We start from the raw sequence: 14,466 nt of genomic DNA on the forward strand, positions 1-14,466 counted from the left end.
ACGTTGTATACATTTGATTTTAAGAAATTCTCAACACTATAATTTCCAGAGATTACAAGTTAGAGGCGAATCGACAATTTTCGATTTTCACTTTACATGGAGTCAAATTTTAACGATAATAGAATTTATATACCAATCAACATATGATAGGTGATTGTATGGCCATTCAAGATGTACTTAATAAAGCGGCAACCTACTTGCCGAAAGATGATATAGATTATTTGCAAAGGGCGTATGAATTTGCGAGAGATGCTCATGAAGGGCAATTCCGTAAATCAGGCGACCCTTATATTGATCATCCTGTTGAAGTGGCAGATATCCTTGTGAACTTGGAAATGGATTCAACCACGATTGCGGCAGGGTTTCTTCATGATGTCGTTGAAGATACAGATGTTTCTCTAGATGACTTGAAAGAAGCATTTGATGAAGAAGTCGCCATGCTCGTGGATGGCGTCACGAAATTGAAGAAGATCAAATTCAAATCCAAAGAAGAACAACAGGCAGAGAACCATCGGAAAATGTTCGTCGCAATGGCTCAGGATATCCGATGTATCCTGATTAAGCTGGCCGATCGCCTACACAATATGCGTACGTTGAAGCATATGCCGAAGGAAAAGCAGATCCAAAAAGCGAACGAAACGTTGGAAATCTTTGCACCGCTTGCACACCGTCTCGGTATTTCGACGATCAAGTGGGAACTTGAGGATGTATCGTTGCGATATTTGAATCCTCAGCAATACTACCGGATTGTCAATTTGATGAAACAGAAGCGGAATGAACGTGAACAATATGTCCAGGAAGTAATTGAGGACATACGTGGACGACTTGAAGAAGTCAATATCGATGCTGATATTTGGGGGCGTCCTAAGCATATTTACAGCATCTATCGCAAGATGACGAAACAGAACAAGCAATTCAACGAAATTTACGATTTGCTCGCTGTTCGTGTGATTGTTGATAATATCCGAGATTGTTATGCGATTCTTGGAATCATCCACACATGCTGGAAACCGATGCCTGGTCGTTTTAAAGATTATATTGCAATGCCGAAAGCGAATATGTATCAATCCCTTCATACGACGGTGATTGGACCGAAAGGCGACCCGCTTGAGGTACAAATCCGTACCGAGGATATGCACCGTGTAGCTGAATACGGGATCGCGGCGCATTGGGCCTACAAGGAAGGGATGAACAACTCAGGTAAGAACACGTTTGAAGAGAAATTGACGTGGTTCCGGGAAATTCTCGAGTGGCAAAATGACGCAAGTGATGCAGAGGAATTCATGGAATCCTTGAAAGTCGATCTATTCTCTGACATGGTTTTCGTGTTCACACCTAAGGGAGATGTTATCGAGCTTCCATCAGGGTCCGTGCCGATTGACTTTGCCTATCGGATTCATACGGAGATCGGGAATCAATGTATCGGTGCGAAGATCAACGGCAAAATGGTGCCGCTCGATTACAAGTTGAAGACCGGTGACATAGTGGAGGTTCTGACTTCCAAACATTCGTATGGACCGAGTCAGGACTGGTTGAAGCTTAGCCAGAGTTCACATGCGAAGAATAAGATTCGTCAATGGTTCAAGAAAGAAAAACGCGAAGAGAATGTCGCGAAGGGTAAAGAACTGATTGAAAAAGAAGTCAAAAACGACGGTTACGAGTTGAAAGACGTCGTCACGCAAGAGAACCTGGATCGTGTTGCAGAAAAATACAGTTTTTCCAATATTGAAGACATGTATGCTGCTGTCGGTTATGGTGGTATTACAGCTTCTCAAATTGCAACTCGTCTAGCAGATAAGATTCGAAAGCAGAAGAGCGAGGCGGAAACGGAAAGCCTTCTGAATACGATCAACGAAACAAAGAGTTATCCGCAAAGAAAACGAACAGAAGTCGGTGTTCAAGTAAAAGGCATTGATAATTTATTGATCCGTCTTTCAAAATGCTGTAATCCTGTTCCAGGGGATGATATCGTCGGTTATATTACGAAGGGCCGTGGCGTATCCATCCACCGGAAGGATTGTCCGAACATTGATGTAGAAAACGATGAAACCCGCTTACTCCCAGTCGAATGGGAAGGGGCACATGAACAGACGAAGAATTACAGTGTCGACATTGAAATCAACGGATTTGATCGCAGGGGATTGTTGAACGAAGTCCTTCATGCTGTTGCTGAAACGAAGACGAATATCAGTGCAGTGTCCGGGCGTTCCGATAAGAACAAGATGGCGACGATCAATATGACGATTTCAATCCAGAACGTCAATCACCTGCAAAAAGTGGTCGAGCGAATCAAACGGATACCAGATATCTACGCTGTCCGAAGAGTGATGCAGTAATTGGAGGGAAAACCTGATGCGAGTAGTCGTGCAAAGGGTCTCAAGTGGTAAAGTGCTTGTGAAAGACCAAACAGTTGGTGAAATCGAGAAAGGACTTGTGCTCCTTGTCGGTGTCACGCATGAAGATACCCTGGAGGACGTACAATTCCTAGCTGATAAAATACCCAACCTGCGCATTTTTGAAGATGAAAACGGTAAGATGAACCATTCATTGTTGGACATCGATGGAGGGATTTTATCCGTTTCTCAGTTCACCTTATATGGGGATTGCCGAAAGGGACGAAGACCGAACTTCATGAATGCAGCGAAACCAGATGTGGCTGAAGATCTGTATGAGAAGTTCAACGGATTACTGAATGAAAAAGGCATTCATGTGGAAACCGGACAGTTCGGTGCCATGATGGATGTCCAGATTCACAACGACGGTCCTGTCACCCTCATTCTTGATACAGATGAAATGAAAAGATAAGCAAAAACAGTCCTCGCAGAGGGCTGTTTTTTTGTTTCTGTCCTCAAAAACGGGAAAAGTGGCAAATGAGGGATAGAAACGAGCGCTTTCTATCCTCCAAAATAGGAAAATCGTGAAATGAAGGATAGAATCGGGCTCTTTCTATCCTCCAAAATGGGAAAAAGCGAAAATGAAGGATAGAAACACGCTCTTTCTATCCTCCAAAATAGGAAAAACCGAAAATGAAGGACAGAATCAGGTTCTTTCTATCCTCGAATTTGAAAAACAACTCAAATGAAGGACAGAAAGAAAGGAACTTCCGTTTGGAAGTTCCTTCATTTTATCAGTTATTTGAGAAATACTTCGCCAAACCTCGGTAGATGGCGTGTCCGGCTTTTTCCATGTAGGCAGACGTGCGGATATAATGTTCTTCTTGGGAGTTTGAGAGAAATCCTAACTCGAGAAGAACGGAAGGTTGACGGTTCGTCCGCAGCACTTGGAAATTACCAAATGCAATTCCTCGGTTGGAGAGTCCGGTTTGTCTGACAAGCTCCTCCTGCATGGAACTCGCAAGCGGACCGTCTTTCCCTTTTGAATAGTAGAAGCTGTTGATGCCTCTCGCACTTGGAAAAATGGATGAGTTGAAATGCACGCTGATGAAAGCATCTGCATTATGTGCATGCGATAAATAGACGCGATAAGGAAGACTAATGTATTGATTGTCTGAACGTGTCATGACGACCTTCGCTCCAGCCGACTCCAGTTTGGCAGAGACCGTTTTCGCGACGTTCAAATTCAATACTTTCTCAAGGGTGCCATACGTTGTTCCTACTGCGCCCCCATCGTGTCCACCATGACCAGGGTCAACGACGATCGTTTTCCCTTTCAGATGATCTCCGACAGTCGGGTGAGTCACTTCTGGTGTGGATGCTCCCACTACTGTCACGATCCATCCGGCTACATACGCTTCTTTATTTCTTGAGAGCTTGATTTTGTACCAGTTGCCTTCCTTGGACAAGATTGGGAACTGGTCACCTTTGTTCCCGCGATCCACGACTGCATAGCTTGTCGAAGGGCCGCTACGTAAATTCGTTCCATCATAGAGAAGAGAGATGGATGGTTCATTGGATAAATCGTTTCCAGGAGTCGATGTATTGGTCTCCTTGATTTCTTCTAAGAACCAGGAAGCGACCCATCCTTTGGAACGGTCCCATTCCACGTATGCCCAATTGCTATCATTCTTCAGAATGTTGACGGTACTTCCTTGTTTCAGTTGCCCGATGATTTTACCTTGAAGAGAACCTTGATCTCTTACATTCAAAATGGAAGCTGTCACTTTCGCACGCTTGGTCGATGTAGAAGGTGCGGATGGAGTAGTAGGTGTCTCAGATGTTTGTTCTTCGGATTTTGTTACATAGCGACCTGCGACCCATCCTTTCCCTTGAGCGTACTTGACTTCATACCAACCGTTCTGGATGTTGAGGATTTCGACTTGATCCCCTTTACGAAGTGAACCAACAATAGAATGATTCGTCCCAGGCCCGGAGCGGACATTCAAGCTCGTTGCATTGACGGTTGATTTCCCTCCACTGCCCGAAGTGGTTTCTTCTTTTTTCGAGGCTGGTGCACTTGCAGACTGGATCAACCAGGATGCGACCCATGCTGTTGAGTTGTTGAAATTGATTTTCGTCCAGGAGCCTTTTGTTTCAACCAACTGAAATTTTTGATGAGGATAGATTTGGCCAAGAACCGCAAATGACGTGTCAGGTCCAGAGCGTACATTCAATGCATCGACTTTTGAAGAAATCCATGTGCCGTTGCCAGAAGTAGCATTACCATCTCCAGACGATCCTCCTGTATGGGTAGAGGTGGTGATTTTTTTCGCGTACCATCCTGCGATCCATCCTTTTTTGCTACCAATCTGGATTTGGAGCCAATCGCCTTTTTCAGACAAGATCGGATATTCCTTGTTCTTATGTACTTGATCGATGACCGCATGACCTAGACCTGGTCCAGAGCGGACATTCAACGTACTTACCGTGATTTTTGCTTTCTTATGGTCTGCTGCAGTGACGATGTTGTCTCCGACGGTTGAAAAGGAACCGAGCAATAAGAGCATCATGAGCACACCGTACCAAAACCTTTTCATCCATACACCTCCATAACTTCCCTTTTATTCCTTATATCGGCTTGAGGAGTAATACTTTATATGGGGTTCTCCAAAATTCAATAAAAACCTCTACCGATGTAAAAAAATCTGAATTTATGGCAATGATACGTAACAAGAGAATCGATAGGTGGTTTGGCAAATGAGAAAAAGTAGAAAGCAAGATGCCCTGAACCAGAGAGGAACAGCTTTGTTTGGTATGGATTTTCATCAGTTCATAGAGAAAGAGCAGAGCATGACCAATTATGAATTGGCAGAAGAGTTCGGGGTCAATTTAGAGGCGGTAAAAAAATTGAAGCAGCAAATTCAACGCTGATTTTTGAAATCGTGCTTGACATGGCGTTTAAAAGCTCATATGATAGTAATCAATTCAAATGAAACGAACGAAAACCGTTGATGGAGAAAAGTACTTCAGTAACTGCTGTCGAGAGAGGAAATGCCATAGGCTGAAAGCATTTCTACAGAGAGGCTGGACGAAAGACACTCTGGAGGTTTTATCCCGAACCGTGAGCAGTAGGGATCAAACGTCTTGCAGGCGTTAACTGCAGCTAGAGTGGAGGTTCAGATGACACTGGACTTCAACTAGGGTGGCACCACGGGAATAAACTCTCGTCCCTTCTTTATTTCTTTTACAAAAGGAATAGGAAGGGATGGGAGTTTTTTTATTGGATTTTTGTTACTTATCTTTGTTGATCTAAAATGAAATTCACGACACTCCTGCGGGAATGGCGAGCCAGGCAAGACCCCACAGTGAGCAAAGCGAACGAGGAGGCTTGCGGTTCGCCCGCGGAAAGGGAGTGAATTTCAAAATCATCAAAAACAGTATTTATCTTTCAAGAATAAGAGGAGTGAACTGGAATGAGCTTTCAAATTCCTAGAGGAACCCAGGATATTTTACCGGGGGAAGTTGAGAAATGGCAGTTGATCGAAGAAAAAGCGAAAGAGCTTTGTCGTAAATATAATTACCACGAAATTCGAACACCGATTTTCGAGTATACAGAACTTTTCCAACGGGGTGTCGGTGATTCGACTGATATCGTCCAAAAAGAAATGTACACATTCAAGGATCGCGGCGACCGTAGCTTGACGCTTCGTCCAGAGGGAACGGCGTCAGTCGTCCGATCTTTCGTCCAGAACAAAATGTTCGGAGATCCACAGCAGCCGACGAAGCTTTATTATATCGGCCCGATGTTCCGTTATGAACGTCCACAAAAGGGTCGTACGAGACAATTTGTCCAGTTCGGAATCGAGGCGCTTGGAAGTAATGATCCAGCGATTGATGCTGAAGTGATGGCACTTGCGATGGAGCTTTATCAAGAGCTTGGATTGAAACATTTGAAGCTGATCATCAACTCACTTGGTGATACGGAGAGTCGGATCGCACACCGAGAAGCGCTTGTTTCACACTTCAAGCCGGTCATCAACGAACTTTGTGAGGATTGTCAGAGTCGGATCGATACGAATCCACTCAGAATCCTTGATTGTAAGAAAGATCGCAATCACCCGAAAATGGAATCAGCACCGTCCATTTTAGACTACTTGAACGATTCTTCGAGAGCGTACTTTGAACAGGTGAAAGCTTATCTAGAGGAACTGGATGTCCCTTACGTAGTAGATCCTACACTCGTCAGAGGATTGGATTACTACAATCACACGGCATTCGAAATCATGAGTGAAGCACCTGGTTTTGGAGCCATCACAACACTGAGTGGTGGGGGCCGATACAACGGTCTTGTCGAAGAAATCGGTGGACCTGAAACACCTGGAATCGGTTTTGCGATGAGTCTGGAGCGTTTCCTTGTAGCACTCGAAGCGGAACAAATCGACCTTCCAGTTGATAAAGGCGTCGATTGCTATATCGTTTCTCTTGGTGACGGGCCGAAGAAACGAAGCATGTCCATTCTGAATGCGCTGCGTCAAGCGGGTCTCACAGCAGACCGTGATTACCAGGATAAGAAAATGAAAGCTCAATTTAAAGCGGCAGATCGTTTGAATGCCAAATACGTACTCGTGCTGGGAGAAGATGAGCTTGAAAAAGACGTGATCAACATCAAGGATATGAGTACGGGAGAACAAGTTGAAGTCTCCATTAGTGAAGCAGAAGACTATATACTGAAACAGCTTGAAGGAGGAGCACAATCATGATTGGAAGAACACATCATTGCGGCAGAATTACAAAAGAAGACATCGGTTCTACTGTTCAACTGAAAGGTTGGGTTCAAAAGCGAAGAGACCTAGGAGGACTTATTTTCATCGACTTAAGAGACCGTTCCGGAATCGTACAGGTCGTTGTGAATCCTGAAGTCTCCAAGGAAGCAGCTGAAATTGCAGACAAAGTGCGTAACGAATATGTGATGGACATCAAAGGAACAGTTGTCGCGCGGGATGCTGGGACCGTTAATGAAAAGATGACTACGGGTCACATTGAAATCAAAGCTGAGCAAGTTGAAATCATCAACGCAGCGAAAACACCTCCTTTTACCATTTCAGATAAAGAGGAGATCAGCGAGGATATTCGACTGAAGTATCGATATATGGACCTTCGCCGTCCGATCATGCAGGAAACGCTCAAAATGAGAAGCAAGGTAACGAAGCAAATCCGTGATTTCCTAGAGGGTTATGAATTCCTCGAAATGGAGACGCCAATGTTGACGAAGAGCACACCGGAAGGAGCGCGTGACTACCTCGTTCCTAGTCGGGTGCATCCAGGCCACTTTTATGCCTTGCCGCAATCTCCACAAATCTTCAAGCAGTTACTGATGGTTTCTGGATTCGAGCGGTATTATCAAATCGTTCGTTGCTTCCGTGACGAAGACCTTCGTGCAGACCGTCAACCGGAATTCACACAAGTCGATATCGAGACATCCTTCATGGAGCAAGAAGAGTTGTTTGAAATGACGGAAAAGATGATGACACAAGTTTTACAAGAAACGAAAGGTGTTACGATACAGACGCCGATTCCACGTATGACATATGCAGAAGCGATGGACCGTTACGGATCTGATAAGCCGGATACGCGCTTTGGAATGGAACTCGTCAACGTTTCGGATCTCGTCAAGGACTCAGACTTCAAAGTATTCGCATCTACTGTGGAGTCAGGTGGACTCGTGAAGGGGATCAATGTTAGCGGGAAAGCAGATCAATACTCCCGTAAAGACATCGATCAACTGACTGAGTTTGTAAAAGTTTACGGCGCAAAAGGTCTTGCCTGGATGAAAGTAGAAGCAGAAGGCCTAAAAGGACCCATTTCAAAGTTCTTTGATGAAGATAAGCAGAAACAGTTGATGGAAGCGTTCGGAGCAGAAGTAGGCGATTTGCTCTTGTTTGTGGCAGACAAACCGAAGGTGGTCGCAGAAAGTCTTGGAGCATTGCGTTTGAAGCTTGGTAAAGAACTCGAGCTGATCGACAAAGAAAAGTTCAATTTCCTTTGGGTCGTCGACTTCCCATTGCTTGAGTTTGATGAAGATGCGAATCGTTACGTAGCAGCTCACCATCCATTCACAATGCCGAAGAGAGAAGACTTGGATATGCTGGAGACGGACCCAGTCAATGTGCGTGCTCAAGCGTATGACCTCGTCTTGAACGGTTATGAAATCGGTGGAGGATCTCAGCGTATCTATCAAAAAGAAATCCAAGAACGCATGTTCAAGGCGCTCGGATTTACACTAGAACAAGCGCATGAAGACTTTGGTTTCTTGATGGATGCATTCGAATATGGAACGCCTCCACACGGTGGTATTGCACTTGGATTAGACCGTCTCGTTATGTTGATTGCGGGTCGTTCGAACCTTCGTGATACGATTGCATTCCCGAAAACAGCGAGCGCAAGCTGTCTGTTGACGAATGCCCCAAGTGAAGTCAGCCCACAACAATTGGATGACCTACACTTGAATGTGAAAAAGGATAAAGTAACAAACGAATCTTAAGAGTCGAGACCGCCCTTCCTTGTGGAGGGCGGTTTTTTATAAGGTGTAAATAGGCCTTATTCTTAAGGGAGAAGAAAAGTGTTCTAGCGTCCTCGATAATGAGAAAAAACGGATAATTGGGGACGTTAGGAGCGTTAAAAAAATCAAAGAATCATGCACTCATGACCATGTCTTGCATCTTTGTTCAGGCATGTTTTTCTTACTTTAGTCACAATTCGAATAAACCGCATAAAATCAGGTTTAAAATTGTGAACGGTTGTGGCAGCTAAGGTTCCGTCCACCCTACAGTGTCAAGGTCTATTTCAATTCATTACATAACTTGGTATAGAAGTCTGATTTTTGAGAATACACTGACAAATAGATTGAAAACTCAAAATCCTTATGCTATTCTATAACTACAATAACAAAGAGTCCTGAGGTGTACGTTTCTGCCGAACGTTTGAGCCAACACATTCAATATGGGAGTCTGAGTTTATGACCGGCGTGCAAGCCTTCAGTGAAAGGACGCATAATGGTGATAACAAGGCACCCACGTTTTACAGGCAGGTTCAACACTGAGGAACAAGAGGACGGCACATATGGGACTCTTTCCAAGAATTACACAAAAACAACTAGGGAAACCTGGTTGTTTTTCTTATGTTCAAGTTGCATTCATTCTTCCGTTTCATATATGCTATTATGGATATTGGTTTGCAACAAGAGCACGGAAGGAGTATATAGATGTTACATCAATTCTCAAGAAATGAATTAGCGATAGGAAAAGACGGGCTCGAGGTTTTGAAAGGAGCGACTGTTGCCGTTCTAGGGATCGGCGGTGTTGGTTCTTTCGCTGCTGAAGCGTTGGCACGTTCAGGTGTCGGAACCTTGATCCTGGTGGATAAAGATGATGTCGATATCACGAACGTCAACCGTCAAATCCATGCATTGGTATCCACAGTCGGACAACCTAAGGTCGATCTGATGAAAGAACGCATCGCAGATATCAATCCAGACTGTAAAGTGGAAGCATTGAAAATGTTCTATACGGAAGAGACGTACGAACAATTTTTCAGTTATCCTCTAGACTTCGTTGTCGATGCTTCTGATACGATCGAGTACAAGATCCACTTGATGAAAGAGTGTCTCAGAAGAGAGATTCCGATGATCTCCAGCATGGGGGTAGCGAACAAAATGGATCCTACCCGGTTGAGAATCGAAGATATCTCAAAAACCAGTTATGACCCAATTGCAAAAGTCATCCGTACGAGACTTCGCAAAGAGGGCATCCACAAAGGGATCAACGTCGTCTTTTCTGATGAAAAGCCGATCCAAATCCGAGAAGAAATCCGTAAAGAAATCGTCCCGGATGAAAATGCGAAGATCCGTAAGGCGAAAATGCCGCCATCTTCCAACGCATTCGTTCCATCAGTATCCGGCTTGATTATGGCTGGACATGTCATCAATAAGATCATTGAAAAGAACGATATCACCATCAATCGTATCCGATAACGTAAAAAACCCACCGTCCTCTAGGCGGTGGGTTTGTGCATTACTTCGCTACTTTCTCTAAGTTGCCGTTTTTGTCCATTTTGAATTTAGAAGACGAAAGCTCTTCCTGATCTTGTAGGAGGACCATTCTTCTTGCACGATCCATGATTTGAAGGAGGGCTTGATAGTCTTCTTTCAATGAAGCATAATTGTTTTTCAATTCTTGTAGTTCATTTTGGTACTCTTCATTTTGTTGACGAAGAGTACGGCATTCATTCTCTAAGCGTTCATTCTGTTGTTTGACAGAGGATGAGGCCGTGTCTTGATGTTTCAAGTTCTGTAAAAAGGCTATGACAGAATCCAATTCCACTGGACTTTGAGCCTTTACTGAAGGAGCTGGTGCTTTATATGGAACTTCTTCCTGTGCAAATTCAGTATTTGCCGGATTGGTTTCAGCAGTCACTGGTTCAGGTGTTGACTCCACTGTTGTTTGCTCCGATTTACTCTTCCGCTCAGAAAGAGGATGATAGTTTTCAAAATCCATAGGATCTTCAAAACGAGTTTGATAAGTAGTTTCTTTCTGTGGTTTAGCTACAGGTGTATTGGATGCAGCTGCACGCTTTCGCTCTTTCCGTTGTCTTCGCGCAATTTTCAATGCTTGCTCATACTTTTTACGAACGATGGCGTTCCAACGGAAACCGACCGCTGCTGATGTACGATCAAGCTTGTCGCCGACTTCGTCAAAAGCTTGTAATTGTGTGCTACCTTCACGTACGTGTCGTAGCACGGTTTCTGCTAATAATAGATCATCTTCTTCAGACCACGCATCTTGGCGTTGATTTGTCATAAAGGTTCTCTCCTTTTTCATCCCATTCGATTAGGCTTTTTAGCTTTATCATGGACAAGAAAGAGAGAAACTATACAAGTTTACTATATTTAAAATACTAGGTTATTCGCCTTTTTGTTTCCGTTCGGTGAAGTAGTCGAGTCTTCTGGAGACTGTTTTTTCATAGCCTCGTTCACTCGGATTGTAAAAAGTCTTATGTGTCAGATGGTCAGGCAAATATTGCTGTGGAACATAGCCATCTTTGAAATTATGGGGATATTTGTACCCGATGCCAGAACCGAGTTCTTCTGCTCCGCTGTAGTGGGCATCCCTCAAGTGAGTTGGGACCTGACCGGCTTTTTCATTTTTGACTGCCTTCAACGCTTGATCGATTCCGGTGATGACCGCATTGCTTTTCGGAGCAGTGGCAAGATAAAGTGCAGCTTCAGCAAGCGGGATTCGAGCTTCAGGCATACCAATGAAATCTACGGCTTGAGCTGCCGCTTGTGCGACCAATAAAGCATTTGGATCTGCCAACCCGACGTCCTCTGCTGCGTGGACGTATAATCGCCGTGCAATGAACTTCGGGTCTTCACCTGCGTAAATCATTTTAGCCAGCCAGTAGAGTGTCGCATCTGGGTCAGAACCACGGATACTTTTGATGAATGCTGATATCGTGTCGTAATGATTGTCTCCCTGTTTATCGTATTGCAACACACGCTGTTGAATGGATTCTTCTGCAATTTCTACCGTGATGTGAATGATGCCATCCTCATCAGGATTCGTTGTTAAGACCGCTAGTTCCAATGCGTTCAGCGAAGTTCTTGCATCACCGTTGGCAACATCAACGAGGTGGTCCAGTGCTTGATCATCCGCTTGTACATTATGTTTGCCGAATCCGCGCTCCTCATCCCTGATGGCGGTTTCTAGCACTTTTTTAATATGACCGTCCGTAAGCGGTTCGAATCGGAACAATCTTGATCGTGATAACAAAGCGCGATTGATTTCGAACATCGGGCTCTCTGTCGTAGCACCAATCAGGATGATCGTACCGTCCTCTACATAAGGAAGAAGCGCATCCTGCTGACTTTTATTGAAACGATGAATTTCATCGATAAAAAGAAGCGTTTTCTGATTGTCCATCTTCAAACGTTCTTTTGCTTGTGTCGTGATATTTCGAATATCGGCGACACCAGATGTAACAGCATTGATCTGTTCAAAGTGCGCCGAAGTTGTGTTAGCAATGATTTTAGATAGTGTCGTTTTTCCCGTCCCAGGTGGACCGAAGAAAATCATAGCTGAAAGCTGATCCGCTTCAATCGCTCGTCTCAGCAATTTCCCTTTGCCGACAATATGTTCCTGACCGATAAACTCATCCAACCTTCTAGGTCTCATCCGGTCAGCAAGTGGTTTGCCCCTCGGTGATTCATCCATCGACATATCAAATAAATCCATAGCTTCACGTCCTTTCATGGACCGTTCTAAACGTCTTCTAGATAAGCATAAATAATTCATCTGAACGATACTATAGGAACGGAATGAATGCAAGAATAACCCATTTCATGCTATAATGTCATAGTTAAAATGAACGTGTCATTTCTACGGGGTGAACCCCTATGATGGATAGATGCTTAGTGAATCGAGGAGGATACTATGAAGATTTCAACAAAAGGACGGTACGGATTGACCATCATGATTGCTCTCGCAAAAAAATACGGTGAAGGCCCCATTTCTTTGAAGTCGATTGCAAAGGAACACAACCTTTCCGAACATTACCTTGAGCAATTAGTCGGACCGCTCCGGAATGCTGGACTTGTCAAAAGTATTCGTGGCGCATATGGAGGGTATACTTTGACCCGCGATGCGGAAAAGATAACGGCAGGAGACATCATCCGCGTTCTCGAAGGACCGATTACACCCGTCGAAATCCTCGATGATGAAGAGCCGGCTAAGCGAGACCTTTGGATCAAGATCCGAGACGCAGTGAAAGAAGTGCTAGATAGTACAACACTGGACGAACTGGCTTCTTATAGTAATGATGATGACCAAGAAGCGTATATGTTCTACATTTAATGAAGGTTTAAAAATGAAACGGATGGTTTAATAAAGAACGGGAACTTTACTATATTGATAAGGTGATAACATGAATGCCATTTATTTGGACCATGCGGCAACTTCCCCTACGAGGGAGGAAGTTGTAGAAGCAATGGTCCCCTATTTTACAACCCAATACGGAAATCCTTCGAGTATCCACCAATTCGGGCGGAATACTCGCCAAGCTTTGGACGAAGCGAGAAGAGTGATGGCAGCGAGCATCAATGCGAGCTTCAACGAAATTGTTTTTACAAGTGGTGGAACGGAAGCGGACAACATGGCTATTATCGGAGCAGCACTTGCTCAGCAGAATAAGGGCAAGCATATCATCACATCCAAAGTGGAACACCATGCGGTCTTGCACGCTGTTGAGTACCTCGAAGACAATGGTTTCGAAGTCACATATCTTCCTGTCGATGAAACAGGTCGGGTTCGTCCACAACAAGTGGAAGAGGCGATCAAGGATGATACAATCCTCGTAACCATCATGTACGGAAACAATGAAGTCGGAACCCTTCAACCGATTCAAGAAATCGGTGCGATCACGAGTGAAAAAGACGTCCTTTTCCATACGGATGCTGTACAGGCCTATGGCAGTGTCATGATTGACGTGAAGCACTTCGGAATTGATCTGATGTCGATTTCCTCTCATAAAATCAATGGTCCAAAAGGGAACGGTTTCCTATATGTACGCGATGGTGTTCGACTTGAGCCGAGAGCGTTCGGGGGCGAACAAGAGCGAAAACGGAGAGCGGGTACCGAAAACGTTCCAGGCATCATGGGAATGAAGAAAGCAGTGGAACTGATCCAGGAAGAGAAGATGGACCGCCATGAAAACTTGAAAGCCTTCAAGCAGCGTATGCTGGAAATTTTTCAAGAAGAGGGTATTGAGTATATACTGAATGGATCCATTGAATATTCTCTGCCGCATGTACTGAATGTCAGTTTCCCTGGCACGAATGTGGAATCCATGCTCGTCAACCTGGACCTGTCCAGGATTGCAGCTTCAAGCGGGTCGGCTTGTACAGCTGGATCCATTGAGCCTTCCCATGTGTTGGCGGCGATGTTTGAAGATCATGAACGAATGACATCAGCCATCCGATTCAGTTTCGGTTATGGGAATACAATGGAAGAAATCGAGCGTGCGGCGAATGAGACAGTCAAGATCGTCAAACGCTTAACATCTATGTGAATGGAGGTGT

At 44.4% G+C, this 14,466-nt stretch carries 11 protein-coding genes, 1 other RNA gene and 1 other annotated feature; of the genes, 9 read left to right on the forward strand and 3 right to left on the reverse strand.

Translation table 11 applies throughout. The features are described 5' to 3' along the window. Positions 1-158: 158 nt before the first annotated feature. Together ACXQIQ_RS18885 and dtd are read left to right on the forward strand one after the other, a co-directional pair. Positions 159-2,336 carry a RelA/SpoT family protein gene (locus ACXQIQ_RS18885; protein ID WP_439300846.1) on the forward strand — a complete coding sequence of 726 codons (2,178 nt, stop codon included), beginning with the start codon at positions 159-161 and terminating at the stop codon, positions 2,334-2,336. A 16-nt stretch (positions 2,337-2,352) separates the two neighbouring features. Continuing rightward, on the forward strand, positions 2,353-2,805 hold the full coding sequence (gene dtd, locus ACXQIQ_RS18890; RefSeq protein WP_439300845.1) for a D-aminoacyl-tRNA deacylase: 453 nt from the start codon (positions 2,353-2,355) through the stop codon (positions 2,803-2,805). A gap of 322 nt (positions 2,806-3,127) precedes the next feature. Here the strand turns inward: dtd and ACXQIQ_RS18895 are convergent, their stop codons facing one another. Beyond that, positions 3,128-4,933, reverse strand: a complete 1,806-nt coding sequence (locus tag ACXQIQ_RS18895) for an SH3 domain-containing protein (RefSeq protein WP_439300844.1) — start codon at positions 4,931-4,933, stop codon at positions 3,128-3,130. A gap of 160 nt (positions 4,934-5,093) precedes the next feature. Here ACXQIQ_RS18895 and ACXQIQ_RS18900 point away from each other — a divergent pair, with 160 nt between their 5' ends. From ACXQIQ_RS18900 to ACXQIQ_RS18920, 5 genes are all read left to right on the forward strand, one after another. After that, positions 5,094-5,267 (forward strand): RNA polymerase subunit sigma-70, encoded by a 174-nt coding sequence (locus ACXQIQ_RS18900; RefSeq protein WP_439300843.1) that lies wholly within the window; start codon positions 5,094-5,096, stop codon positions 5,265-5,267. Between the two features lie 68 nt (positions 5,268-5,335). Then, positions 5,336-5,571: a binding site (T-box leader), on the forward strand. Positions 5,572-5,809: 238 nt separating this feature from the next. Beyond that, positions 5,810-7,096: a histidine--tRNA ligase gene (gene hisS / locus ACXQIQ_RS18905; protein ID WP_439300842.1), complete on the forward strand. Its 1,287-nt coding sequence runs from the start codon at positions 5,810-5,812 to the stop codon at positions 7,094-7,096. Continuing rightward, a complete protein-coding gene (gene aspS, locus ACXQIQ_RS18910) occupies positions 7,093-8,877 on the forward strand; it encodes an aspartate--tRNA ligase (protein ID WP_439300841.1) in 1,785 nt (594 codons plus the stop codon). Before hisS ends, aspS begins: the two co-directional genes overlap by 4 nt. 407 nt (positions 8,878-9,284) lie before the next feature. Then, a non-coding RNA gene (gene ssrS, locus ACXQIQ_RS18915) (6S RNA) lies at positions 9,285-9,466 on the forward strand. A 131-nt stretch (positions 9,467-9,597) separates the two neighbouring features. After that, positions 9,598-10,365 carry a tRNA threonylcarbamoyladenosine dehydratase gene (locus tag ACXQIQ_RS18920; RefSeq protein WP_439300840.1) on the forward strand — a complete coding sequence of 256 codons (768 nt, stop codon included), beginning with the start codon at positions 9,598-9,600 and terminating at the stop codon, positions 10,363-10,365. 40 nt (positions 10,366-10,405) lie between these two features. Here the strand turns inward: ACXQIQ_RS18920 and ACXQIQ_RS18925 are convergent, their stop codons facing one another. Then, positions 10,406-11,191 carry an RsfA family transcriptional regulator gene (locus ACXQIQ_RS18925; protein ID WP_439300839.1) on the reverse strand — a complete coding sequence of 262 codons (786 nt, stop codon included), beginning with the start codon at positions 11,189-11,191 and terminating at the stop codon, positions 10,406-10,408. Positions 11,192-11,293: 102 nt separating this feature from the next. Next, entirely contained in the window at positions 11,294-12,625 is a 1,332-nt protein-coding gene (locus tag ACXQIQ_RS18930; protein WP_439300838.1) for an AAA family ATPase, read from the reverse strand. 198 nt (positions 12,626-12,823) lie between these two features. Between ACXQIQ_RS18930 and cymR the strand changes: the two genes are divergently transcribed. Both cymR and ACXQIQ_RS18940 read left to right on the forward strand, forming a co-directional pair. Continuing rightward, positions 12,824-13,243: a cysteine metabolism transcriptional regulator CymR gene (gene cymR, locus ACXQIQ_RS18935; RefSeq protein WP_439300837.1), complete on the forward strand. Its 420-nt coding sequence runs from the start codon at positions 12,824-12,826 to the stop codon at positions 13,241-13,243. 70 nt (positions 13,244-13,313) lie between these two features. Beyond that, complete coding sequence (locus ACXQIQ_RS18940; protein WP_439300836.1) at positions 13,314-14,456, forward strand: cysteine desulfurase family protein; 1,143 nt, start codon at positions 13,314-13,316, stop codon at positions 14,454-14,456. Positions 14,457-14,466 lie beyond the last annotated feature (10 nt).

It is taken from the genome of Pseudalkalibacillus sp. Hm43 (genome assembly GCF_054170705.1).

Excerpts from the sequence above, each read along its gene's own strand:
- dtd (WP_439300845.1), top strand. The coding sequence starts at position 2,353 with ATGCGAGTAGTCGTGCAAAGGGTCTCAAGTGGTAAAGTGCTTGTGAAA.
- ACXQIQ_RS18895 (WP_439300844.1), bottom strand. The coding sequence starts at position 4,933 with ATGAAAAGGTTTTGGTACGGTGTGCTCATGATGCTCTTATTGCTCGGT.
- ACXQIQ_RS18920 (WP_439300840.1), top strand. The coding sequence starts at position 9,598 with ATGTTACATCAATTCTCAAGAAATGAATTAGCGATAGGAAAAGACGGG.
- ACXQIQ_RS18940 (WP_439300836.1), top strand. The coding sequence starts at position 13,314 with ATGAATGCCATTTATTTGGACCATGCGGCAACTTCCCCTACGAGGGAG.
- ACXQIQ_RS18925 (WP_439300839.1), bottom strand. The coding sequence starts at position 11,191 with ATGACAAATCAACGCCAAGATGCGTGGTCTGAAGAAGATGATCTATTA.
- ACXQIQ_RS18885 (WP_439300846.1), top strand. The coding sequence starts at position 159 with ATGGCCATTCAAGATGTACTTAATAAAGCGGCAACCTACTTGCCGAAA.
- ACXQIQ_RS18930 (WP_439300838.1), bottom strand. The coding sequence starts at position 12,625 with ATGGATTTATTTGATATGTCGATGGATGAATCACCGAGGGGCAAACCA.
- ACXQIQ_RS18900 (WP_439300843.1), top strand. The coding sequence starts at position 5,094 with ATGAGAAAAAGTAGAAAGCAAGATGCCCTGAACCAGAGAGGAACAGCT.
- hisS (WP_439300842.1), top strand. The coding sequence starts at position 5,810 with ATGAGCTTTCAAATTCCTAGAGGAACCCAGGATATTTTACCGGGGGAA.
- cymR (WP_439300837.1), top strand. The coding sequence starts at position 12,824 with ATGAAGATTTCAACAAAAGGACGGTACGGATTGACCATCATGATTGCT.
- aspS (WP_439300841.1), top strand. The coding sequence starts at position 7,093 with ATGATTGGAAGAACACATCATTGCGGCAGAATTACAAAAGAAGACATC.